12 protein-coding genes and 1 pseudogene are annotated in these 24,787 nt (G+C 68.4%); 7 read left to right on the top strand and 6 right to left on the bottom strand.

Annotated elements, in window-relative coordinates:
* Nucleotides 1–29: 29 nt before the first annotated feature.
* The 4 genes from ACZ43N_RS33440 (at nucleotide 30) to ACZ43N_RS33425 (ending at nucleotide 4,822) form a co-directional block, all read left to right on the top strand.
* Nucleotides 30–2,114, top strand: a complete 2,085-nt coding sequence (locus ACZ43N_RS33440; RefSeq protein ID WP_468102803.1) for a M4 family metallopeptidase — start codon at nucleotides 30–32, stop codon at nucleotides 2,112–2,114.
* Between the two features lie 304 nt (nucleotides 2,115–2,418).
* Nucleotides 2,419–4,080, top strand: a complete 1,662-nt coding sequence (locus ACZ43N_RS33435; protein WP_468102802.1) for a M4 family metallopeptidase — start codon at nucleotides 2,419–2,421, stop codon at nucleotides 4,078–4,080.
* Nucleotides 4,081–4,151: 71 nt separating this feature from the next.
* Complete coding sequence (locus ACZ43N_RS33430) at nucleotides 4,152–4,688, top strand: DUF1990 family protein (RefSeq protein ID WP_468102801.1); 537 nt, start codon at nucleotides 4,152–4,154, stop codon at nucleotides 4,686–4,688.
* The gene (locus ACZ43N_RS33425; RefSeq protein ID WP_468102800.1) at nucleotides 4,685–4,822 is read left to right on the top strand and encodes a hypothetical protein; all 138 of its coding nucleotides are present in this window, start codon (nucleotides 4,685–4,687) and stop codon (nucleotides 4,820–4,822) included. Before ACZ43N_RS33430 ends, ACZ43N_RS33425 begins: the two co-directional genes overlap by 4 nt.
* A 20-nt stretch (nucleotides 4,823–4,842) precedes the next feature.
* On the opposite strand, the gene ACZ43N_RS33420 is transcribed toward ACZ43N_RS33425, so the two are convergent.
* The 5 genes and pseudogenes from ACZ43N_RS33420 to ACZ43N_RS33400 form a co-directional block, all read right to left on the bottom strand.
* Nucleotides 4,843–5,244, bottom strand: coding sequence for a hypothetical protein (locus ACZ43N_RS33420; RefSeq protein ID WP_468102799.1), 402 nt, complete (start codon nucleotides 5,242–5,244; stop codon nucleotides 4,843–4,845).
* A complete protein-coding gene (locus ACZ43N_RS33415; protein ID WP_468102798.1) occupies nucleotides 5,241–12,320 on the bottom strand; it encodes a polymorphic toxin-type HINT domain-containing protein in 7,080 nt (2,359 codons plus the stop codon). Before ACZ43N_RS33415 ends, ACZ43N_RS33420 begins: the two co-directional genes overlap by 4 nt.
* A gap of 109 nt (nucleotides 12,321–12,429) precedes the next feature.
* Nucleotides 12,430–16,146 carry a LamG-like jellyroll fold domain-containing protein gene (locus ACZ43N_RS33410; RefSeq protein ID WP_468102881.1) on the bottom strand — a complete coding sequence of 1,239 codons (3,717 nt, stop codon included), beginning with the start codon at nucleotides 16,144–16,146 and terminating at the stop codon, nucleotides 12,430–12,432.
* Between the two features lie 774 nt (nucleotides 16,147–16,920).
* Nucleotides 16,921–17,399 (bottom strand): annotated as a pseudogene (locus tag ACZ43N_RS33405) (DUF3417 domain-containing protein); the annotation flags it as partial.
* Nucleotides 17,395–18,270: a glutaminyl-peptide cyclotransferase gene (locus ACZ43N_RS33400; protein WP_468102797.1), complete on the bottom strand. Its 876-nt coding sequence runs from the start codon at nucleotides 18,268–18,270 to the stop codon at nucleotides 17,395–17,397. The gene ACZ43N_RS33400 and the pseudogene ACZ43N_RS33405, both read right to left, overlap by 5 nt.
* Nucleotides 18,271–18,481: 211 nt before the next feature.
* On the opposite strand from ACZ43N_RS33400, the gene ACZ43N_RS33395 reads away from it, so the two are divergent.
* Entirely contained in the window at nucleotides 18,482–18,973 is a 492-nt protein-coding gene (locus ACZ43N_RS33395; protein ID WP_468102796.1) for an LPXTG cell wall anchor domain-containing protein, read from the top strand.
* Nucleotides 18,974–19,609: 636 nt separating this feature from the next.
* Here the strand turns inward: ACZ43N_RS33395 and ACZ43N_RS33390 are convergent.
* Nucleotides 19,610–22,231, bottom strand: coding sequence for a glycosyltransferase family 1 protein (locus ACZ43N_RS33390; protein ID WP_468102880.1), 2,622 nt, complete (start codon nucleotides 22,229–22,231; stop codon nucleotides 19,610–19,612).
* Nucleotides 22,232–22,558: 327 nt separating this feature from the next.
* Between ACZ43N_RS33390 and ACZ43N_RS33385 the strand changes: the two genes are divergently transcribed.
* A complete protein-coding gene (locus ACZ43N_RS33385; RefSeq protein WP_468102795.1) occupies nucleotides 22,559–23,773 on the top strand; it encodes a S8 family peptidase in 1,215 nt (404 codons plus the stop codon).
* Between the two features lie 229 nt (nucleotides 23,774–24,002).
* On the top strand, nucleotides 24,003–24,787 hold a 785-nt coding region (locus ACZ43N_RS33380), incomplete at its 3' end, for a maltotransferase domain-containing protein (RefSeq protein ID WP_468102794.1).

Below are 24,787 nucleotides of genomic sequence, written 5' to 3'. Positions count from 1 at the left end.
GGTCTCCCCTGGCCGCGCGAACCGCGGCCATGCAGAAGGAGTCAGTGTTGAGACGCCAGTCCCACAGACGCACCTCCCACACCGGTGACATCCGTTCCCGTTCCATCCAGCGACGCGCCGCCACCGGCGCGCTCGTCGCCGTCAGCGCCCTGCTGGCCGCGGCCGTCCAGTCGGGCACCGCCACCGCCGCCCCGGAGAAGGCACCGTCGGCAGCGGGCAAGGCCAACGCCGGGGCGGTCTCCGTCAAGCTCACCCCCTCCCAGCGGGCCGAGCTGATACGCGAGGCCAACGCCGGCAAGGCGGAGACGGCGAGGGAACTGCACCTCGGCGCCAAGGAGAAGCTCGTCGTCCGTGACGTGGTCAAGGACCGCGACGGCACCGTGCACACCCGGTACGAGCGGACCTACGACGGTCTCCCGGTCCTCGGCGGCGACCTGGTCGTCAAGACCTCGAAGGCCGGTGAGACCAAGGGCGTCATCAAGGCCACCAAGGCCACGATCAAGGTCACCTCGCTGAAGCCGACCCTAGCCGCCGCGAAGGCCGAGAAGCAGGCGCTCGGCGCGGCGAAGGCCGAGCACGCCAAGAGCCCCGAGATCAACCGCGCACCGCGCAGGGTGATCTGGGCCGCGAGCGGCAAGCCCGCCCTCGCCTACGAGACGGTCGTCGGCGGCTTCCAGCACGACGGCACCCCGCAGGAGCTCCACGTCGTCACGGACGCCAGGACCGGCGAGAAGCTGTTCGAGTGGGAGGCGGTCGAGACCGGCACCGGCAACACGGTGTACTCCGGCACGGTCGACCTCACCTCCACGCAGTCGGGGTCGACGTACAACCTCACCGACGGTGCGCGCGGCAACCACAAGACGTACAACCTGAACCGCGGCACCTCCGGCACCGGCACCCTGTTCTCCGGCCCGGACGACGTGTGGGGCAACGGCAGCCCGTCGAACCTGGAGTCGGCCGCCGCCGACGCCCACTACGGCGCGGCGCTGACCTGGGACTACTACAAGAACGTGCACGGCCGCAGCGGCATCCGCGGTGACGGCGTCGGCGCCTACTCCCGCGTGCACTACGGCAACAACTACGTCAACGCGTTCTGGCAGGACGGCTGCTTCTGCATGACGTACGGCGACGGCTCGGGCAACGCCAACCCGCTGACGTCGATCGACGTGGCGGCGCACGAGATGTCCCACGGCCTCACGTCGAACACGGCCGGCCTCGTCTACTCGGGCGAGTCCGGCGGTCTGAACGAGGCCACCTCGGACATCTTCGGCTCGACGGTCGAGTTCTACGCGAACAACAGCTCCGACGTCGGTGACTACCTCATCGGCGAGGAGATCAACATCAACGGCGACGGCACACCGCTGCGTTACATGGACAAGCCGAGCAAGGACGGCTCGTCCAAGGACGCGTGGTACTCGGGCATCGGCTCGATCGACGTGCACTACTCGTCGGGTCCGGCGAACCACTTCTTCTACCTCCTGTCGGAGGGCAGCGGCGCCAAGACCATCAACGGCGTCAGCTACAACTCGCCCACCTCGGACAACCTGCCGGTCACCGGCATCGGCCGGGACAAGGCGGAGAAGATCTGGTTCCGCGCGCTGACCACCAAGTTCACCTCCACCACCAACTACGCGTCGGCCCGCACCTACACCCTCGCGGCGACCGCTGACCTGTACGGCACCACGTCCGCCGAGTACACGGCGGTACAGAACGCGTGGGCGGCCATCAACGTGGGTTCGCGGCCCGGTGGCGGCGGGGGCGGCGGTACGTCGTTCGAGAACACGGCCGACGTAGCGATTCCGGACAACGGCGCGGCGGTCACCTCTCCGATCACCGTCTCCGGCCGGACGGGCAACGCGTCGTCGAACCTCGCGGTGGCGGTCGACATCGTCCACACCTACATCGGTGACCTCCAGGTGCAGTTGGTCGCCCCGGACGGTACGGCGTACACACTGAAGGCGTACGGCACCGGCGGGAGCACGGACAACATCAACACCACGTACACCGTGAACGCGTCGTCCGAAGTCGCCAACGGTGTCTGGCAGTTGAGGGTCCAGGACAACGCGGCCCGGGACACCGGCTACATCAACAGCTGGAAGCTGACGTTCCCGTAGGGGGCACGGCGGCCCTTCGTATACGAGGCCTGAGATGACAGGGCGCCGTCCCGGTGGATCCAACTCCCCGGGGCGGCGCCCGTTTTGCCGTTCACCCAAGCCCGCTTGGCCCGCCCTTTGCCATGTTCGAAGCGGATTTACCTGTCGGAAACACTTCCAGACAGTTGACTTTCGGCCAACATCACTTGAACCTCCTGACATGTACGCGTCCTAGGTGTCACGCTTCACCCAACCGCCGCACTCGTAACTTCAGTTCACCGGACGGCGACCCCACGCCACCCGGTCTCCCCCACAAGGAGCATGAGTGACTCCGTTCTACGCGCGTCATAAGCGGACCACGCTGGCCATCGCGACCGCTGTCGCCGCCGGTGCGCTGCTGACCACCGGTCTGACCACCGGCGCCACCGCCCAGCCCGCGCCGGTCGCCGACAAGGCCACGTCCGCCGGTGCCCCGGTCCTGCTGACGCCGGCCGCGCGCACGGCCCTCATCAAGAAGGCGGACGCGGCAACCGCCGAGACCGCCGACGAGATAGGCCTCGGCGCCAAGGAGGAACTGGTCGTCCGCGACGTCCTCAAGGACGCGGACGGCACGGTCCACACCCGCTACGAGCGCACCTACGGCGGCCTCCCGGTCCTCGGCGGCGACCTCGTCGTCCACGAGTCCAAGTCGGGTGCCGTCAAGAGCGTCACCAGAGCCACGAAGGCCACCGTGAAGGTCGCCGACCTCACCGCGGACGTGACGAAGGCCGCCGCCGAGAAGCAGGCGCTGAAGGCCGCCAAGGCCGAGGGCTCCAGCAAGACCGCGGCCGACAAGGCCCCGCGCAAGGTCGTCTGGGCCGCGAGCGGCAAGCCCGCCCTCGCCTACGAGACCGTCGTCGGCGGCTTCCAGCACGACGGCACCCCGCAGGAGCTCCACGTCATCACCGACGCGGAGACCGGCAAGAAGCTCTACGAGTGGGAGGCCGTCCAGACCGGCACCGGCAACAGCCAGTACAACGGCCAGGTCACCCTCGGCACCACCAAGTCGGGTTCGACGTACAACCTGACCGACGCCGGGCGGGGCAACCACAAGACGTACAACAAGGCCCGCGCCACGTCGTCCTCGGCCGGCACGCTGTTCACCGACGCGGACGACATCTGGGGCACCGGCAGCGTCTCCAGCTCCTCCACCGACCAGAACGCCGCGGTGGACGCCCACTACGGCGCGCAGGTCACCTGGGACTTCTACAAGAACGTCCTCGGCCGCAACGGCATCAAGAACAACGGTGTCGCCGCGTACTCCCGCGTCCACTACGGCAACGCGTACGTCAACGCCTTCTGGTCCGACAGCTGCTTCTGCATGACCTACGGCGACGGCGACGGCAACGTCAAGCCGCTGACCTCCCTGGACGTCGCGGGCCACGAGATGTCCCACGGTCTGACCTCCAACACCGCGGGCCTGAACTACTCCGGCGAGTCGGGCGGTCTGAACGAGGCCACCTCCGACATCTTCGGCACGGCGGTCGAGTTCTACGCGGCCAACGCGAAGGACCCGGGCGACTACCTCATCGGCGAGAAGGTCGACATCCGCGGCAACGGCACCCCGCTGCGGTACATGGACCAGCCCAGCAAGGACGGCTCGTCGGCCAACTACTGGTCGTCGTCCCTGGGCAGCCTCGACGTGCACTACTCGTCGGGCCCGGCGAACCACTTCTTCTTCCTCCTGTCGGAGGGCAGCGGCGCCAAGACCATCAACGGCGTCTCGTACAACTCCCCCACCTCCAACGGCGTCACGATCACCGGAATCGGCCGCGCCAAGGCCGTCCAGATCTGGTACAAGGCTCTGACCACGTACATGACCTCGACGACCAACTACAAGGGCGCGCGCACGGCGACCCTGAACGCGGCCCGTGACCTTTACGGCTCCGGCAGCGCGGAGTACAACGCGGTGAACGCCACGTGGGCGGCGGTCAACGTGACCGCGTAGCACACGCGGTATGTCTGTGGGCGGTACCCGGAGAGAAGGCGACTCCGGGTACCGCCCTAGGCTTTGGCCCCATGTCCCACACCGACGCCTCACACCCTCTCCCGGACGGCTTCACCTACGAGGCCGTCGGCGCGACCCGCGAGGGCCGCTGCCCGCCCGGCTTCACCGAGATGCAGGTCCGCACCCGCCTCGGCGAGGGCACGGCCCTCTTCGAACGGGCGGCGGGCGCGGTCCGCACCTGGGAGATGCACCGCGCGCTGGGCGTGGGCCTCCACACGGACGCGCCCGAGGCAGCGCCGGGCGTCGACGTCACGGTCACCCTGGGCGGCGTCATCAAGGCTCCCTGCCGCGTCGTCTGGACGGTGGACGAGCCCCGCCGCAAGGGCTGGGCCTACGGCACGCTCCCCGGCCATCCCGAATCCGGCGAGGAGTCCTTCGTGGTCGCCCGCACGGGCGACGGCACGGTCTGGCTGACGGTGACGGCGTTCAGCCGCCCGGCGAAGTGGTACGCGAGGGCGGGCGGCGCGGCAACGAGGGGGCTGCAGCACGCGTACGCACGGCGGTGCGGGGTGGTGCTGCGGAGGTTGGCGGGGGATCCGAAGGCGTGACCGCACAGGCGCCCCACCCCTCGGCGCACGCCACCCGCACGAACCGGCTCTTCCGCATCTTCGAGCGCCAAGGCATCCCCATCCAGATCGACCCCGCCTACCAAGGGCGGCCCCTGGCTGACCACTGCTCGTAAGCCATCGCACCCGACAGGGCTCACACCGTGGCAAACCACAGATCGTTTGCCGAGAAGGTCTCCATTTCCAACTCGTGAAACTTCTCCTCCCCGCCAAACACTCGCCCGAGAACGGTAAAGTCACAGCGCATGACTGGAGCATCGAATGAAGAAACAAAAATCACTGTTTTGCCCTGGGTAAAGACATGCAAGTCATCTGAAGTGCGTTCCTCTGCGACAATCAGTCGTAGCGTTGCAGACACCATCGCCACGCGAGCATCCCGGACCAGGACACTCAGCCATTCCTCGTCTGCTTCTTTATCCCAGTCGACAATCCCTCCCACTGATCGAGCCAGATAGTCTGCGATCTCGACTGCAACGTCTTCGCCCCATTTCGCCGGCGGATCACCCAAGCGCGCCAGCGCATCCGAGATATCGATCACGGCGCACCTCCGGGGCTACCATGAATAGCACCCCGAGCATTCCGGTAGACATTTATGTAGTGAGTCAACTCCCCAGTCCTTCCGATAACCCCGACAGGCCCATTCTCGACGTACACCTTTGCTTTGTTCCCGGTCCAGAGTCCATGGGCGTCAGCATAGGCGGCAGCATCCAGAGTAGCCTTCTCTGCATCCACGCCCTTGAGGAAAACACTCTTTGTCGGACCTGACGAACCTGGGAGATGCTTCAGCATTGCCGGGTAGCTAACGGTGTATGTACCGTTCGTCAGCTCCCCATGACGGTTCAGGTAGCTACCAGGTGCCTCAAAACAATTTGCATTGTGAACGAGCACCGGTGTCTCGCCCGCCAGCACATAGTACGTGTGCAAGTCAGCGACAGTCAGGTTGTACGTAGTGGCATGCTGCTGGTAGGCCCTGTTTCCGGTGACTATCACCGTGTCGCCGTCATCGGTAAGCAGGGTCATGCCCGGCTTGAGCTTGCCTGCTCCGATCCAGTCGCGTTCGGACGGGGACCAGAACGGGTGCTCGTGCGTCGCAGTGAGCTTCTCGACGCCGTCCAATGTGGCAACCGAGAGCTCGTTGAAGAATTTGTCGTCCTCGGTTCTGATGAGCCGCGTGACCTCTCGAGGCCCGGTTTCTCCAGTTTCCGGGTCGGTGGCCAGCACCTTGTCACCAAGTTCGACGTCTTCGATGTTCTTGGTCGTTCTGTCTGCCATGAGGACATCAGTGCCGACGAGGAAGCACTTGCATCCGAGAGCACGGAGAGTGCTACTGACCGACCCGCCTCCCACGGTTCTCCCAGCAGCAGCTGCTTCCACTGCGGCTGAGCGCGCGGCCAGCCGGCTGAGGCCCAGGCCCACGAGGTAGAGGATGTCTGTGACCACAGCTTCGACGCAGTCACCCTTGCCTGTGGCGCAATTGATGTTGGCCTGTACTCCGAAGGGATCGTTCCCCAGAGGCTCCAGCAGGCCGGCCTTATGGACTGTCGAGCAAAAGCCTTGGTAGCCGTCACTACTGTGGGTGTTCTGGCAGATGCCCACCATCCACTCGTGGAGCGCGACGTCGTACGTCTTGCCGAAGATCATCGCTCCACGTGCGGTGAGTTCTTCCTCGGTCGGTATGGGGACATTCTCGACGACAGGCCTTCCTGTGTTCCCCCCACTGTTGGTGCTTGCGGTTCCGCCTGTCCCACCTCTTCCGCCACCACGGGAGAGACCGCAGTTCGCGTTCTTGCTGCCGTAGCAGTTGGATGCCGGATCCTTGGCCGGCTTGTACGTGTCGTACGTCCCGTTGCTGCCAGAGCAGTAATGCTCGCCGCAGCTCTCCAAACCGGTGGGGTCGCTGGCCGTGATAGGAGTGTTGTTGGCGTAGCTGTAGCCGTTGAGGGACTGGTGCTGGTCAAGGCTGAGCAGCGGGTCGACGCTGATGAACCGGCCGAGCGCCGGGTCGTACTCGCGCGCCCCGATGTGGGTCAGCCCCGTGCCCGCGTCCGCCGGCTTGCCGAGGAACGCCTTGTCGTCCGGCCAGGTGACGCCCGGCTTCAGGTCGCGTGACGCGCCGAACGGGGCCATGTACCGCTTCGTGACCGCGTACGTCGTCGCATCCATGGCGAGGCTGGACGTGCCATGGTGGTCGGAGGCCAAGAAGCTCAGCTTCGTACCCGACGTACCCGAGGCGGCCGTGCGGACCGCGATCGTCTGGCCGTTGGCCGTGTAGTAGCGGGTGCCGGAGAGGGTCTTGGTGGTGCCCTTCACCGTCAGGCGGATCTCCATGCCGCCGAGGTAGAGGATCGTGTCGCCGTCGCCCTTCGCCCGGCGGATCAGCAGCTCTCCGTCGGCGTCATAGAGGTAGCTCGTCTGCGCCGAGCCCTCGGTCGTCCTGGCCAGCCTGCCCTCGCCGTTCCAGAGCAGGCTCTGCTGAGCGGCAGGTCCCGGGCGGGACGTTGTGTTGCCGTGTACGTCGTAGTCGTACGTCGCAGCCCCGGCGCCCGTCGTGTTGTCCAGGGTGTGGGGCTTCTTGTCACCGGCCTCGGTGGTGTCGTCGTACGTGTACGTCGTGGTGCTGTCACCGGTGCCGGAGTGCTTGGTCTCCGTCTTGCGCTGACCGGCGTCCGTATACGTGTACGACGTCCAGTAGGGGGCTGCGCCGTCGAGGTTCGACACCGTACGGCCCGAGGCAGCGCAGTCGGTGGTCTTGGGGGTCCAGGACTCGGTCAGGCGGCGATGGCCGTCATAGGTGAAGCACTGGTAGTCGGGCTTGGTCGTGCCGCCCTGGGTCGTCGCGTCGAAGATCGAGGTGACGTTGCCGGCGTCGTCCTGGGCGAACTTCAGTTCCTGCGGCATGTAGCCGTGGACGTCGTCGGTGACGTAGGCGCGGGTCAGACGGCGCGTGCCCGGCTCGAAGTCCCAGTTCAGGAACATCTTCTTCGCCGTGTCCGCCCCGCTCTTGCCCAGGACGAGTTGCCTGAGGTCGCCCTGCGGCGAGAACGTCGCCCCCTGCAGGTAGCCACTCGTGCCCCTCGACGTGAGCTGATTGCCGGTCGCGTCGTAGGTGTACTCGACGGCCTCCGAGGGGAGGCCGCCCGCCGCCGGCTGGGACGTCATGCTGATCGTGCCGTCCGGGCGGTACCCCGTGGCGAAGGCAAGGGTTTCCGGCACGCCCGCCGCGACCAGTTCGTCCGTTTTGGGCAGGAGAAGCTGGCTCTCCATGACCTGGTACAACGGGTCGTACTTCGTGATCTTCTTCGTGTATGCCTGGCCCGTGAGGCCACCGTCGTAGCGGACCGCGGTGTCCAGCTGCCCCTTGGCCAGGGAGTCGAACGTCCAGGCCGCGAGCTGGTTCGCGTCCTTCTTCTCGCCCTGCCACAGGCCGGTCTTGCGGTTCAGCTCGTCGTATCCGTAGAGGAGCTTCTTGCCCGCGTCCTCGGTGTTGAAGGTGCTGTCGACGCGGTCGAGGGCGTCGTAGGTCGTCCTGCTCGTGCCCTTGTCGGGGTCTGTAGCGGTGACCTGGCGGCCGAACAGGTCATAGGTGTACAACCACTTGGCCTTGTCGGGGCCGGTGATTGTCTTCTGCTGTCCGGCATCCGTGTACGTGTACCTGGTCGTGGTGTAGTCCGTGCCGGTCGGCTTGGGACCGGCGTATTCACGGCGTTCGGTTGTCTGGCCGAGCGCGTTGGTGACCACAGCGATGGCCTGACCGCCGGACGGGGCAGTCGCCATGACCGTGTCACCGGTGTACGTCGTGTCGACGCTCCAGCGGGTCACGCCATGGTTCTTCGTGACCGTCTTGGTGACGCGGCCGGCACCGTCGTACGTCGTGTCGGTCTGGATCGGAGCCTGGCTGCCCTCGGTCTGGGCCGCGGAGCCGGAGGGGGCGGACTTGTCGTCCCAGATGTCTCCCTGCGCGCTGGTTGCGAGACCCCGGCTGTCGTACCGGGTCAGTGAGATGAGGCGTCCACCGACAGGGGTGGGAGTCTGGACCTGGCGCAGGCGCAGCAGGTTGTCGTACAACTCATAGGTGGTGTTGTAGCCGGTTCCGTCGCCCTTCAGGGCGCTGGTCGACACCCACGACAGGTCCGAGTTGGTGATGTTGTAGGCATAGACGAAGTTCGCAGTCTGCTTACGGGCCTTCGAGCGGTTGGGGAGCCAGACCCTCGTGACACGGCCGAGGCTGTCGTACTCCGTCTCGGTGATCTTGTCGTTGGGGTCACTGACCTTGACTGGGGCGCCGGTCGCGAACGACACGTTGGTGGTGGTCTTGTGGCCCTTGACGTTGGTGGCGCTGCTGGACGTCATCGGGCCGGTCCCGGCCGGGACGTAGGTCGTGTCCGAGACCGTCTTGTCGTTGGTGTCCTTGACGATACGTGGGCGGCCGAGGGCGTCGTAGGTGGTGGTGGCCATCTTCTGCCAGGCCGGGGCGCCGTCGCTGCCGTAGGACTTGGCACGTCCCGTCCAGACGGCCTCGCCCTTCGTCGGCTTCTGGGACGCCGTCCATGCCGTGGCCGTCGCGTCGTCGTAGATCGTCGCTGCGTCCGAGATGACGTCACCGGGCCGGCTGCTGTCCGCCGGCAGATCGAGGGCCGAGTCCGTGGTGGCACAGGTCCTGGCGACCGTGCGGGTGCGTGACACCAAGGAGTTGATGCCGTTGTCGGCGTTGCGGGCGTACCAGGTGCGGGTGCATTTCTCGTCGCCGTTGACGGCCCCGTCGCCCTGGTCCTCCGTGGTGCTGACCATGCCGTGGTCGTCGTACGTGTAGGCCGTCGTACGAGAACGGTCGACGGCCGTGCCGGTGGTCGTCACGCGGGTGCGGTCGGTGGAGTCGGCGACCCTGACCATGTAGGCCTCGGTGTCGGCGTACGACTTGTGCTGGGCTGCGGTCTTCCTGGACCACATGGTGTTGACGGTCCCGGAAACCTCTTCGGAGCCGTTGTAGGTGACCGTCTCGCGGACGGAACCGGCGTACTGGTCGCGGTCCGTGACGGCTCCAGCCGAGATGCCCTTCACGGACGCCGACTTGCGGTTGTCCGGGTGCGGCGTCTTGTTGTCGGAGCCGAGGACCCTGTCACCGTTCATGCCCTGCATGTACACCGTGGTCGTCTTCAGCTGGTCGGTGCCGCTGGTGCCCGTCAGGTGCGTGACGCGTTGGAAGCCGCGCCAGAGCGACCACGTCCGCTCCTTTTCCGGCAGGAACGGGTTCTCGTCGTAGTGCCAGGCGGGCGTGGAGTAGCGGTAGGTGTGCTGGACGGCTTCCGCGCCACCGTGCGGGGCCGAGGTGGTGACGGAGGTGACCGGGTACTTCTGGAACCAGTCGAGGATCGGGGTCTTCTCGCCGTTGGGTGCCCAGTACACCGGGTAGCACCGCTTGTCGTTCTCGTCGACCTTCGGCATGGCCTGCCCGTGGACGCAGTCGGCCTCCATGTACGACACGACTGTCTCGGCGCCGGCCTCGGACGTGATCTTCCTCAGGCGCGGCTTGTCGAAGGAGAGGATGTTGTCGTGCTGGCCGTCGACACGGTTGGGGAGGAGTGTGTGCTCGAACTTGACCGGCGGCAGGGCCAGATCGGTGCCCCGCTTACCGGTGTGCTGAATCTCCTTCAACCACAGGGACTGGTCGGCGGAATCACCCGTGTCGCCCGGGTCGGGGTAGCCGTGTTTGAGGGACCATGCGTCGACGGACGCGTAGGCGGGAGTGGTGGCAGCCGCGTCCCAGGCGTACGTGGTGACGTCGGTCAGCCGCTTGCGTGTGAAGAACGAGGGACCGGTGTTGCCGGTGCATTTGTCACCGCTCTTGCAGACCGCGTCGAACGGTACGTCGGGCCAGTTGTCCCGGGTGTCCTCGGTGAGGGAGTCGCAACCCTTGCCGGACGCGACGCACCGCTCGCTGTAGCCGAGGACGACCTTGTTGGAGGCGGCGGGCGTGGCGGAGAACAGGGCCCCCTTCCGCTGGCCGTAACGGATCTCCTTGAGGTAGCCGCCGCGCACGTACTCGGTGCCGGTGGTGTCGTCGCCGAGCATGTCGTAGTGGTTGCGCTCGGCCTCGTACCAGTAGCTCATGGCGTTGCCGTGGGTGTCCTCGACATAGTCGAGGTTCCATCGCCATGCCTGCTTCTTGTCCCGGCCGGAGAAGCCACTGCCGCTGCTGTGGCCCGGTTCACCCGCGTCGTCACCGAAGACCGGGACGGTCCAGACGGACTCCGTGCGGTTGTCCTTGCCCGCGCCGTCGAGCTTGTTCAGGCCGAAGACGTACCTGGTCCCGTCGCCGGTGATGACCGTCCAGTATTCGCCCTTGCCGTCACCCTTGCCGTCGTCCGTCGCCGGGTCGCCGTCGGGGTCGGTGTTCGCGTCGCCGTCGTCACCGTTGTCGGCGCCCCAGGAGTGGATGACCCTGGAGGCGTCGTCGTTCTTGAGGCGCCATCTCTTGGTGGTGTCGTCCTTGACCAGCTCGCTGGCCTTGCCGTTCAGAACCAGGGACGCGTTCTCGTACTTCCAGCACAGGTCGAACTTGTTCTTCTGGTCGTCGTCATCGCAGGAGCCGTACTTGCGCTCGATGTAGGAAGAGGTGAGGTCGAAACCTTCCCCGACCTGGCTGCTCTGGTTGTTCGAGTTGGCGGTACGACCGTCCACGGCTCCGGAGTCGTACGAGATCGACAGGTCGGGTGCCGGGCCGGCCGCGACGGGCGGGGTCCGCAGCGGGTAGGACCAGGTGAAGGTGCCGGACGAGCCGCCCGCCTCCCAGGACGAAGAGGACGACAGGGGAGTCGCCTTGTAGTCGCCGGCCCCGGACTGGGTGCCGGCTGCCAGCGCCAGGACCATCGTTGGGGCCTTGCGGGCACTGCGCTTGAAGGTCAGGGTCGAGGAGAGGTTGTGCCCGGCACGGTCGTTCACCGAGACCAGGGGCTGGGGAGCACGGCACGTGTCCTTGGTGCTGTCACCGAGGAGGCACTGGGGGAACTTCAGCAGATTCAGGCGGCCCGCCCAGTCACCGCCATAGGCCGAGGAGAAGGCAGAGTAGTCGAGGCCGAGTCGGGCCCGGCCGCCGGTCTGCGGGCCGGTGACCTGGAGAACCACGCCCTTGACGCCGAGTTTCCTCGACGTCTTCTGGTCCAGGACCTCGACCTTGACCGAGTCGGCGGTACGTGGCTGCTTCCCGCCCTTGGCGGCCTTCGGCTCGGCCAGGGTCACGGGTAGCGATCCGGGGGTGCCCTTGGCCTTGCCCCGGTCGGACAGGGAGAGAGTCGCCGAGCCTCTGTCGGGCCAGTCCACCGTCCGAGCGCGGTCTTTGCCCGCTCGCTGCGCGGCGGCCCGGTTGGCGGATTCGATTTCCCTTCCGAGCGCCGCGAGCTTCTTGTTCGTCTTCACCGTCCACGGGGAGACCTTGGCCTCCCTAGGAACCCCCAGGTCCGGCCTGCCCAGCGGTTCGACGTCCGCAGCAAAGGCGACCGGAGTCGTCAGGCTCGACAGCATGGCGAAGCCGAGCAGCGCGGCGACACGCCGCGTCCAGATACGCCCGGCAGGTGTAGCGACCCCGCTTCTTGGCGAGCCCGCGATGAACTGGTTCATGACAAGTCTCCTGGCGGCGGTCGCTCCACGGGGGAGCGGCTGCGCGCTGTCGTGAATCGGAGGCCGAAGAGGCCGAAAAAGGCGGGGAGGGCGCGGAGCGGCGGAGTGGTCAGGTGGACGGATCAGCGATCTGGCTCTTCACCTGGTCGTTGGTCATCGCGCCGACCCACACGCGTACCTTCGCCAGATCACCCGGCAGGTGATGTCCCGTGGTCCCGTTCGCCGAGCCCCGCCCGACCGACAGAGCGCCCGAGCCCTGCTGGTCGACCTCAAGGCCGCCGTCTTCCGCGTTCTGAGGGAATTGACCGACGAACAACTGGGTCACCCCGAAACGCTGTGCGCCATCGGCCGCGCTGAACGGCTGGGTCGCGTCGAACACACCGGTCAGATCGACCCACGTGTTGAACTCGCGGTCGCCGACGGTTTCGTGAGCGACGGCGAACGCGGTGCCCACCACCTTGCCCGTGGAGTCGACAGCCGTCCGGCCGAACCTCCACTCATAGGCGCCGCCCTCGATCTTCTCCACCCACAGAGCCCAGGAGGATTCCTTGCCCGCCCCGGTCGCCTGTGCCGCGACCAGTCCGCGATAGCCGTCCGGTTTGGCGTCCAGCAGCGCCTTGTCGAGACGTACGCGGGCGGACACGGTGAAGGACCCGGTCTCGTCGATCACCGGTCCCGTCGTCGATGCGTAACCGGTGCTGCCGTCGAGCACGAGGGCCGTGGCGTCCTTGCCCGTCAGCCGGGCAGCGCCGGACAGTTTCAGACTGCCACGGCGATACGGGAACGATGTGCTGGCCGGGTCGTCGGGATCCTCGGGGCTCTCGGTGACCTGTGTGCCTGACGAGATCGTGGCGTCCCAGTGGGCGACCAGTTCATTGGTCGGCACCTCGTCCGTCTTGAGTCGGTGTTCCTCGCGGACTTGCTCGGGTTGATGCGCCTCCTGCCACACCGCGACCTCGTCGAGACGCCCCCGGAAGTGCTCGCCGAACACACCGTCGACCTTGGAGACACCCAGCATCAGATTCCGGTTGGCGGCCCAGGGCGTGTACGTGGCGGTCGCCTTGGACAGGACGACGGGATCGCCCTGAGGCTTGCCGTTGACGTAGAGCTGGATGGTGTCGTTGCTCTTGTCCACGTCCTGCTTGGTGTCGAAGACAGCGGCCAGATGAGTCCAGACCCGCAGCGGGGGGTTCGTCTCATCCGCCACCGAGCGAATGTACACAGGGTCTTTCTTGTCCTGGTCGGTCCGGTTGAAGACCCACTTCTTGTACGTGGACGAGTAGTAGAGCGTGAACGCGGAGCCCTGGTCGCCAGGTGCGGACAATACCGTCCTGTTTTCGGATGCGTCCGTGAGATAGACCCACGCCGACAGGGTGAACGAGTCCTGGGTGTTGACAGCGGCTCCCTCGGTGGACGCGTAGCCCGTCTGCTTGGCGGGGTCGGTACTGTCGTTGAGCCACAGCGAGTAGTCGCCCGCGCCCCGGCGGCCCATCGTCGACCATCCGGTGCCCGCGGCGTCACGCAGGACGACGTCATGGCGTGGGCCGGCTTCGCCGGTGTCTTTGGCCTCCGTCACGCCGGACCCCGGCTTGCCGTCGTCGAAATGCCAGCGGCCGATCGGGCCCTCGGGCAGACCCACTTTGAGGACGAATTCAGCCGGTGGGCCCCAACGCACGCGGCCGTCCTTGTCCCGCTTCAGATCGCTGGCCTCGACCGCCAATGTCTGTGTCCCGGACAGTCCGGGAACGATGTCCTTACGCCTCACCGGCGCATTGGTCGTGGCCGCGTTGACCTGCTTGACCGCACTCGCGCCCGTGGACAGGAAGCGCCAGCGGTAGGCCTTCACGTCCTTGTCAGCCGTGTTCGGTCGGAAGGTGAAGGTGCCGGGAGTGCCGGGAGCGCCGTTCGGGGCACAGTTATTGGCCGTGCATTCGCTGTAGGGCCCGCCGGTAGCGATCGTCGGCACCTTGGGAGCTGTCGAATCGATCCTCAAGTAGCACCACGACGAGTACGGTGAGAACAGATCACCAGATCTGCCGTCATAGCTCCAGTGGGACTGGGTGCGGGCTCGGAACCGGTAGAGTCCCCCGTCTTCCCTCTTGCTCGTCGTGATTGATTCAAGATCTCCGTCAGTGGCCCAACCGTTGTGCGGCCGGTGTCCACTCCACACCTGTGGCCAAGTCCCCTTGACCGTGTCGTCGCTGGAACGCTGCATCACGAATTCGGCCTGCAGGGCCGGCGTGGTCTCGTCCGCGCTCGGCTGGACCAGTGTCTGCACCCTCGCGTGGACAGTTGGCGTGTCCACTGTCACGGTCAAGGGGTCCGACGATGGACGGCACGGCCCTGTCTTGTTACCGCTGCCCGGAATCGCACCGACTGTGGTCGGCACCCCCGGCTTGTGCACATACCAGACCTTGAGCTCGGCGTTGTTGTCGAACCTCTTCCACGCGCGCGGCTCAGTCTCGTCCTTGGCCCGCAGCATCACCGTCAGCCGGGGGAATTTGCCGGCCGCGAAAGCCCGCACCGTGGAAGTGAGATTCTCGTCTGCCTCTCCCGGGTTGTCGTTGAACTCGATCCACTTGTTCGGCTGCTCGGGGTCGCACAGATCCCCGCGTCCCGCGGAGACGTACTTGTCGCCCAGCTGGTCCAGTTGCCTGGGGCCGGGCCAGCGGGTGCCCTCCGAGATGTTGTCCGTGCGTTCCAGGTCCACCCAGTACGGGGTGCAGTTAAACGACCAGGTCTCCAACGCGCGGAACGTCGCGTCCAGCACGTGCTTGCCGGCCAGTTTGCCGGCGCCGAACTCGAAGTACATGCGGTCCGTGTAGCCGGGGCCGCATGCATAGCCGTCCGCGACACCGCAGCGACCGACGCCCTTGGGCTCGGTGAACTTCCAGAACCGGTCACCGTCCGAGGACAGTTTCGTCCACTCGGACACGCCCAGCCCCACTGGGGGATCGATGAACACCGGGTAGACGGTCTCCGGGCCGCGAAGCAGTTCAAGGTCCGGCTTCACCGACACGGTGCCCTCGCCCACGGCCACCGGCAACTCCGCCGTGACGTCCCCCTGACCGGGATGCGAGGATTCGTCGGCGGTGATCCGAGCGGTCCCCTCCTCAGTGGCCGTCGACATCAACTGCGTTCGTGGTCCGGCTACCGCGTTGTCGCCCGCCGAGTCCCACATCTGCCCGGCGGGGCCCCGGAACACCGCGTTGCCGTCGGCGTCGACGGCACGTATACCCCCGCCTTCGCCGGATACGACGCTGAGACCGTCGCCCGTGGCGGTGAGGCTGATCCGCTCCAGCTCCGAGCTGGCGGCGGCTTCGGCGGACCTGACCACCAGCACCTCACGGTAGCCCTCGGCCGTCGCCGTCATCTGTAGGTCCACGCCATTGACCGGCACGTTCGCGTACGTCGCGGTGGCGCCATCCAGAGTGGGAGTCGGCAGTGAGGTGGGCCACCCCATCCTCAGCTCCTGGTCCTCGTGGCCGAGACGCAGCAGCCCGGAGCCGCTGCCTCCGCCCGAGAAGGCCATGTCCACCACAGCGGCCTTCGGCCCGACCGTTCCGTCCGGCCGTTTCTCCAGCGTGACGTCGATGTCCTGCCAGGTGCCGTCCTCGGAGCGCGCACGCTGGGGTTGCGTCGACTGCGTGAGGGTGAAAGTACCGTCGGGGTTCGCGACGGTCGTCGTGTATTCGGTCCGCTCGGACCGGACTTCGACGGGCTCACCGGTCGCGGCGGCCCGCTCCGAGGCCGACTGCTCGGTCAGAGGCGCTGCCGGTGCGTCGGCCGCTGCCTCCCCGGACATCGCGAACGACACGACAGGCATGAGCGACAGCAACATCGCCGTCGCCGAAATGCTACCGACAAATCGCCGCGATCGGATTATTCGCATCCGAACATGGCGGCACCCCCGCCCCAACCCCACGACCGCACCCCGTAGTCACAGAACCTTCATAAGTCCCGGCGAGTTAACGCTGCATCAGCTCTTCGGGTCAATGTGAACTGCACCACAAAAGCAGGCGACGAGCGGACCCTCACCTGCGGAACCGACGACTGCTACCGGCCAGGAGAGTTCGACACCCGACCACCGAAAGCCTTCACACTCTGCACACGATGAGTTCGACGAGCCGATCGCATCACGCCATATCTCGAGGCACATTCAAGCAAAGGGCGCATTGCCGGAGTCAGCCCGGATCTCGCCGATCACCTAGCGCATTGAGGTTCCATCGCGCCCCTCGACAGACAGTGACTGTGCCTGAAGCACGCCAACATCCGATTTTCTGGCCACTGCTTGTCATTACCTGGAGTAATGAACCTGCGAGGTCCAAGACGCATTTTTCCGCCACGTACACACTCGGTGCAGGCCCGGGCGTTCACGGATTCCGAGCTCGGCACTGCGTCGGATGAAGGTTGTGCATGACCGCGTGGAGGCCGCCACCCCATACGTGACGGCAGCGCGTCCCGGTCACCGGGTTCGGTGGACGCTGAGGCCGAGGGCAGGCGCGGGCAGCCGTTCCCATCGCCTCGGTAATGGGAAGGACCCGCCCGGCCCACGGGGCCGGCCAGCCCGGCAGCGCCCCGCCCACTCGACTCTCCCCTCCTAAGGCACCGCCACGCGGCCCATTTCCACCGCCGGGGAGGCGCGGAGCCGGTGTGCGGGCAGGATGCGGACCGTGTAACCGAACAGGCCGGTGCGGTCCAGACCCAGCGGGCCCTCGTAGACCCAGCGGCCCTCCTCGTCGGCCCCGCTGGTCGGCTTCAGCGGCACCGCCTGCACCTCCACATCGTCCGGGGCCAGTTCACCGAGGTCCACACTGACCGGCAGCATCAGCGTGGCGCCCAGTTCGGCGGTGCTGGTTGGGGCCGCGGAAGCGCGGCCCTTCAACCCACCGGTGCTGCACGCCTCCAGCGGCCGCAGCGGATTGTTGAGCCACACGTCGCAGCCCGGGTACAGCTTCTGCGCCATCGCCATGCCGCAGTCCGGCAGGAACACGATCCGGTGGCGAACCCGCGGGTCGCCGCCTCCCCCGACTCCTGGACGAGGCGTTTGCCACCGTCGCCCGCCCGGACGGCATCACCCGGCGACGAAGACCACCCGGAACATCCGGGGCCACCATTTGCCGGTGAGCAGGAACTCGTCGGTGCCGGGGACGGCGGCGATGCCGTTCAGCACCTCGGCGTGCCGTTGCTCCTCCGGATTCCGCAGTCCTGAGGCATCGATCTCCGCGGTCACCACGCCGGTCGCGGCGTCGACACGCACGATCCGCTCGGACGGCCAGACGTTGGCGTACACGCTGTCGCCCACGCATTCCAGCTCGTTGAGCTTCGGCACCGGACGGCCGCGGAGGGTCACACGCACCTCGCCGACGGGGGCCAGGGTCCGCGTGTCGCGGAAGGTCAGCCGGGAGGAGCCGTCGCTGGTGACGAGCCGGCCGGGCCGGCCGGGCCGGCGCTGGTGGCACACGCCCCAGCCTTCCCGCGCGAACGGCACCCGGCGCAGTTCGGCCAGTGTCGTGGCGTCGCGTTCGATGGCGACGTGGTTCTGCCAGGTCAGCTGCCACAGCGTCGGGCCGAGGACGGTGATCCCCTCCCCGAAGAGCGGTGCCGGCAGGTCGGCACGGACGGCGTGCGGCCCACCGGGCGGGCCGCGGCGGACCGACGACGTTCCGGGCAGGCCCGTGCTCTCGTAGAGCGTGCCGCCCCTCATCTCCAGGCCCTGGGTGTAGCTCGTCCGGTCGTGCGGCAGCGTGTCGATGACCTTGACCCGCAGACGCTCGACACGCCCCGCGGCGGTCCCGCCCGGGAGCGCCCCGGCGGGTGCGTCCGCGTCGGTGCCGCACGATCCGGCGAGCAGCGCGCCGATCGCTGCTCCCAGCAGGCCCAGCAGAGCCGGCCGCGCGATGGCACGCCGGCGTCCGACCAGGGGCCGAAGGCAGTCGGACAGATTCACGGCAGCCACCTCAGGTGAACATCCGGGCAGGGGAGCGGGGTTCGCCGCCACGCCGGTCGAGCCGGGTCCCGGATGGCACTCCGCTTACGCCATCCGGTGAGCACCCGGAGCCTGAGCGTTAACTTCTACCATTTCTGGCTATTGATCCCGGTATAAGAAATGCGGGTCGTGTCTGCCTTCGGCCTGGATTATCTGAGGGAGCGTGAAACGAATGACTGTGTCCTCGAAGTGGCGTTCCGCCATCGCGGCCGCGGCAGCCTCAGCCACCATGGCCGCCGTGCCGCTCTTGGGCGCCCAACCGGCGCATGCCCAGTACCCACCACCGCCTCCGGGCCTCACCCTGAGCTCCACCGTCGTGTCCCCCGGGGACCCCCTGACCTTCACGGGAACGGGCTTCGCCTCCGAACAGACGGTCGAGGCGCGGCTCTACTCGAAGAAGGTGACGCTCGGGTACTTCCGGGCCGACCAGCAGGGCACGGTCAGAGGGAGGGTGGTCATCCCCGAGACCACCAGGCCGGGCAAGCACATCTTCATGCTGAAGGCGCGGAAGCCCACGCGGGTTCTCGTGGCCAAGCTGACGGTGCTCCCGCGCCTGGCCGACACCGGCGACAGCACGTCGCCTCTCCTGCTGGGCGGGTCCGCGGGCATGGTGGCCCTCGGCGGCGGAGGAGTCCTTCTCGCCCGGCGGCTCAGGAAGCGCTGAGGGCCCCGTCCCTGACTCCCCCTGCTTCCCCGGCCATGTGCACCCGGTCGGCGGCACCACACTCGTCCGGTAGCGGCTCGTCCGCACCGGGCGGTGGGCCGCCGGCCGGTTCTGCGTCGTGCCGCACACTCGACGTCGAGCGGCGGCCCCGTACGAGCCCGTCGAGCCGGGCGGCGGCTTCCCTCACGTGCGTGGCGCTCGGCCACGGCACCCGGTACGAGGTCGGCTCTCTCGACCGACTCGGCGGTGATCCGGCGGGAGGCGACTCCCGAGGGGGGCCGCCCGACCCCGCGACGACGGAGGCGGCGGCGGGCGGCCGTGGCCGCCACCGGCCCGCCCCGCACGGCCTCCGTCCCGGCGATGCTCACCCCCACGACGTCCCGCTCGGCCGGACAGCCGCTGCCTGAGCAGGACGGCGGGTCTGGCACGGGTGTCGCGTGCTGCCCGGCGCACCTCGCATCCGGTGACCGGTGCGGCTCGTCGCCCCCGGGGGCGACACCCGGGACCGGCCACGCCGGCCCCGTCCGAGCTGTCGTCGTCGCCGGTTCCCGGCCGTGCCTTCCGGCCATCGGCCGCGCCGCCGCGCACCGGGCCGGAGCGAGGAGGCTCCCGGCCCGGCGGGGACGCGGCCCGGCACTAGCGCATCAGCACCCCGGCACCCTCCCCCGTCTCCTCCGAAGGCACCGCCACCAGGCCCAGTTCCGCCGTGGAGGCGAGGAGCCGGTGGGCGGGCAGGATGCGGACCGTGTAGCCGAACGGGCCGGTGCGGTCCAGGGCCAGCGGGCCCTCGTAGACCCAGCGGCCCTCCTCGTCGGGCCCGCTCGTCGGCTTCAGCGGGACGTTCGATGCGTCCGTGATCCGGTCCTCGGAGTCGACGCGGCCCGGCACCGCCTGCACCTCGACGTCGTCCGGGGCGAGTTCCCCGAGGTCGACGCGGACCCGCAGCATCAGCGTGGCGCCCAGTTCGGCGGTGCTGGTGGGGGCCGCGGTGGCCTCCACGTGGTCGACCTTGACGCGGTGCCAGGCGCCCCGGACGCGCGCCTTCCACGCCGCCGACTCCCTGGCCGTGTCCGGGTTCAGCGCGCGGTGGGCGCGGGCCGCGGGGGCGTACAGACGGTCCACGTACTCGCGGACCATCCGGCCGGCCAGCACCTTGGGCCCGAGATGGGTGAGGGTCTGGCGGACCATCTCGATCCAGCGGTCGGGCAGTCCGCCCGGGCCGCGTTCGTAGAAACGGGGCGCCACCCGCTGTTCCAGCAGGTCGTACAGGGCGGCGGCCTCCAGGTCGTCCCGGCGGTCGTCGTCCGTCGCGGTGCCGTCGGCGGTGGGGATCGCCCAGCCGAAGTCCGGCCGGAACCATTCGTCCCACCAGCCGTCAAGGACCGACAGGTTGAGGCAACCGTTCAGCGCGGCCTTCATCCCGCTGGTGCCGCACGCCTCCAGCGGCCGCAGCGGGTTGTTCAGCCACACGTCGCAGCCCGGGTACAGCTTCTGCGCCATCGCCATGCCGTAGTCCGGGAGAAACACGATCCGGTGGCGTACCCGCGGGTCGTCGGCGAACCTGACCAGTTCCTGGATGAGGCGTTTGCCGCCGTCGTCCGCCGGGTGGGCCTTGCCCGCGACGACGATCTGGATCGGCCGCTCGGGGTGGAGCAGCAGCTCCATGAGGCGGTCCTGGTCCCGGAGCATCAGCGTCAGCCGCTTGTACGACGGGACGCGCCGCGCGAAGCCGATGGTCAGGACGTCCGGGTCGAGCACCCCGTCGATCCAGCCGAGCTCGGCGGTGCCCGCGCCGCGCTGGCGCCAGGAGGCCGCGAGGCGTTCCCGTACCTCCAGCACCAGTTGTTCGCGCAGGTTCCGGCGCAGCTCCCAGATGTCTCCGTCGGGGATGTCGGCCACGGAGTCCCAGCGGTCCGAGCCGCCGACCGTCATCGCGTCCTCGGTGCGTTCGGCCCCGATCTGCCGGGAGCCGAGGCGGAAGACCTCGGGGGCCACCCAGGTCGGGGCGTGCACGCCGTTCGTGACGGAGGTGATGGGGACCTCGTCCGCGTCGAAGCCGGGCCACAGGCCCGAGAACATCTCCCGGCTGACCTGGCCGTGCAGCAGGGACACCCCGTTGGCGCGCTGGGCGAGCCTGAGGCCCATCACCGCCATGTTGAAGACGTTCGGGTCGCCGCCCGAGTAGGTCTCCATGCCCAGGCCGAGGATGCGCTCGACGTCGATCCGTGGCAGTTCGGCGTCGGGGCCGAAGTGCTGGGCCACGAGTTCCCGGTCGAAGCGGTCGATGCCGGCGGGCACGGGGGTGTGGGTGGTGAAGACGGTGCCCGCCCGTACCGCTTCGAGCCCTGCGTCGAAGTCGAGCCCCTGGTCGCAGAGTTCGGCGATGCGTTCGAGGCCGAGGAAGCCGGCGTGGCCCTCGTTGGTGTGGAAGACCTCGGGCTCGGCGTGGCCGGTGAGGCGGCAGTACGTACGGACCGCCCGGACGCCCCCTATGCCGAGGAGCATCTCCTGGAGCAGCCGGTGCTCGCTGCCGCCGCCGTAGAGCCGGTCGGTGACACCCCGCTCCCCGAAGTCGTTCTCCTCGACGTCGGAGTCCAGCAGGAGCAGCGGCACGCGGCCGACCTGGGCCTGCCAGACACGGGCGTGCAGCCGGCGCCCGGCGGGGAGCGCCAGGTCGACGCGGGCCTGGGAGCCGTCGGTCTCCTGCAACGGCACCACGGGCAGCTCGTTGGGGTCGAGCACGGGGTAGTGCTCCTGCTGCCAGCCGTCCCGGGACAGCGACTGCCGGAAGTAGCCGTGCCGGTAGAGCAGGCCGACGCCGATCAGCGGCACCCCCAGGTCGCTGGCGGCCTTCAGATGGTCGCCGGCGAGGATGCCGAGGCCGCCGGAGTACTGCGGCAGCGCGGCGGTGATGCCGAACTCGGGCGAGAAGTAGGCGACCGCGGCAGGAAGTTCCGAGGTCTGCGTCTGGTACCAGCGGTCGCCGGTGATGTAGTCGCGCAGTTCGTCGGCGACCACGGTGAGCCGGCGCAGGAAGCGCCGGTCGTCGGCGAGTTCGGCGAGGCGCCGGGCGGAGACGGAGCCGAGAAGGCGTACGGGGTCGCCGCCGGACGCCGCCCAGCACTCGGGGTCGACCGACTGGAAGAGGTCACGGGTCTCCGCGTGCCAGGACCAGCGCAGGTTGCGCGCCAGCTCGCTGAGCGGGTGCAGGGCTTCGGGGAGGACGGGTCGGACGGTGAATCTGCGGATGGCCTTCACAGAGGATTCCACCTTCACGCCAGGACGTACGGGCAAGGGGACGCACCTGTTGCGTGCGACCGTTCGTCACCACGACGGTAGCGGCGCGGGTGGGCGGATCGGCAAGCACGGCGCGTCCCTCGGTATGCAATTACGGCGCATCCGTACCCCGGCCGCCCGGCCGCGCAGTCCGGTCCCCGGCCTTCAGGCCTGATTTCGTCGCGACGTCCACATGTACCCCACGGGGGATATGGCCGATTCCGCCCCTCTGCTCGGCCTTGTGGCGCTTCACCCCGCACGAGAGGCTGCCGGGTGGCGCACCGGCCGACCGAGGAGGGGGTCGCATCCATGCAGCACCGGGCAGAGCCGGGAAACAGGCGTCTGCGCTGGGCGGGAGGCCTCGCGGCGGTCATCACGAGCGCGGTGTTCTCGGTCGCCACCGCCGCACCCGCGCACGCCGCCCCGGAGGGGCGCGTCCTGGGGGCCGGGGGCGCCGGCTCCGTCGGCGGCAGTTACATCGTGACCCTCAAGGCGGGGACGGAGGCCCCGTCGAAGGAAGGGAAGGACATCGCCCGGAAGTACGGGGCGGAAATACGCCATACGTACAGCTCGGTCCTCAACGGGTATTCCGTGAGGGCCCGAGAGAAACAGGCCAAACGGCTCGCGGCGGACTCGCGCGTGGCCTCCGTCGTCCAGGACACGACGGTCAGGTACGACGGGATCCGGCGCAATCCGCCGTCCTGGGGCCTGGACCGCCTGGATCAGGCCGGCCTTCCGCTCGACGAGCGTTACACCTGGCCGGAGTCGGCGGGCAGGGGCACCACCGTGTACGTGATCGACACCGGTGTACGCATCACCCACAAGGACTTCGGCGGCCGGGCCGGCTACGGCTGGGACTTCGTGGAGAACGACAGGACGGCGCAGGACGGCAACGGTCACGGCACCCATGTGGCGGGCACGGTCGCGGGCGCCGAGTACGGGGTCGCCAAGCAGGCGAAGGTGGTCGCGGTACGCGTCCTCGACGACGCGGGGGCAGGGACGACGGCCCAGGTCATCGCCGGGATCGACTGGGTCACCCGGCACGCGCGGAAGCCGGCCGTGGCCAATCTGAGCCTGGGCGGCCCGGGCAACGCCCAACTCGACGCCGCCGTACGCACGTCCATAGCCTCGGGGGTGACCTACACGGTCGCCGCGGGCAATGAAGCCCTGGCCGCGGGCCTCTATTCACCCGGCCGGGTGAAGCAGGCGATCACGGTCGGCGCCACCGGAAAGAAGGACGCCCGCGCCGGCTTCTCCAACTGGGGCCCGCGTCTGGACCTGTTCGCCCCGGGTGTGTCCATCACCTCCGCGTCCCACCGGAGCGACACCGGGACGGCGACCTTTTCCGGTACGTCGATGGCGGCACCGCACGCCGCGGGCGCGGCGGCCCTGTACCTGGCCGACCACCCCCTGGCGACACCGGCGCAGGTGGCCGAAACGCTGGTGCACCATGCGGTTTCGGGCAAGGTGAAGAACGGTTTTCCGGGCTCTCCGGACCGGATTCTCCAGGTCGGCGTCCCGTAGGTCCCTGTAACACCACAGGTGAACGTCCCTTTACCCAAAGCGACTAGAGTGACCGGCCTCGCCCCCCTGGGACGAGGCCGGTCTTGTGTGTAGACATACGCGTGAGTAGTTAACAAAGTGCCGGAATGCTCACCCGCACTGTGTGGGAAGGCTCCACCGGTACATCCCGCTGGCCCCACCTCCCCACACCCTCATCCGCCCACCCACGTTGACGCGGACAGGAGCGGTCATGCCCGCCACGCACCACTCGTCGGCACCCCCGACGACCAGTACCACCACAGCGCACACCAGCACCTCCTCAGCGGCGTCCGCGAGCGCCGACGCACGCCCCGCACGCCGGGCGCACACCGGCCCGCCCGCGCCGTCGGCCTCACCCCCGGACACGGCGACCGTCGGCCGGATACCGGTTCTGGACGTACGGCCCACCGTCCACCACGGGCGCCGGCCGGCCAAGGCCGTCGTGGGCGAGGAGTTCGAGATCTCGGCCGTCGTCTTCCGTGAGGGCCACGACGCGGTCGCCGCCAATGTCGTTCTGACGGACCCCGAGGGCCGTCCGGGCCCGTGGACCCCGATGCGGGAACTCGCCCCCGGCACGGACCGCTGGGGCGCCACCGTCTCCGCGCCGAGCGAGGGCCGGTGGACGTATGCGGTGGAGGCCTGGGGCGACCCGGTCACCACCTGGCGCCACCACGCCCGGATCAAGGTCCCGGCCGGCATCGACACGGAGCTGGTCCTGGAGGAGGGCGCGCGGCTCCACGAGCGCGCCGCCGCCGGGGTCCCGGAGGGCGGGCGGGCCCGTGGTGTCGTCCTCGCCGCCGTGGACGCGCTCCGCGACACCGACCGGCCGGCCGCCTCCCGTCTGGCGGCGGCGTTGGCGCCGGAGGTGGACGAGGTGCTGGCCCGGCATCCGCTGCGGGAGCTGGTCACCTCCTCCGACCCGCTGCCGCTGCTGGTGGAACGCGAACGGGCCCTGTTCGGCTCCTGGTACGAGTTCTTCCCCCGCTCCGAGGGCAC

The sequence above is a fragment of the Streptomyces sp. NPDC030814 genome (assembly GCF_055572155.1).
This window is presented reverse-complemented; position numbering and strand designations above follow the sequence as displayed.

Bases quoted from the DNA above. Each gene is read 5' to 3' on its own strand.
- ACZ43N_RS33440 (WP_468102803.1), top strand. From the start codon at position 30: ATGCAGAAGGAGTCAGTGTTGAGACGCCAGTCCCACAGACGCACCTCC.
- ACZ43N_RS33430 (WP_468102801.1), top strand. From the start codon at position 4,152: ATGTCCCACACCGACGCCTCACACCCTCTCCCGGACGGCTTCACCTAC.
- ACZ43N_RS33415 (WP_468102798.1), bottom strand. From the start codon at position 12,320: ATGAACCAGTTCATCGCGGGCTCGCCAAGAAGCGGGGTCGCTACACCT.
- ACZ43N_RS33410 (WP_468102881.1), bottom strand. From the start codon at position 16,146: ATGCCTGTCGTGTCGTTCGCGATGTCCGGGGAGGCAGCGGCCGACGCA.
- ACZ43N_RS33395 (WP_468102796.1), top strand. From the start codon at position 18,482: ATGACTGTGTCCTCGAAGTGGCGTTCCGCCATCGCGGCCGCGGCAGCC.
- ACZ43N_RS33385 (WP_468102795.1), top strand. From the start codon at position 22,559: ATGCAGCACCGGGCAGAGCCGGGAAACAGGCGTCTGCGCTGGGCGGGA.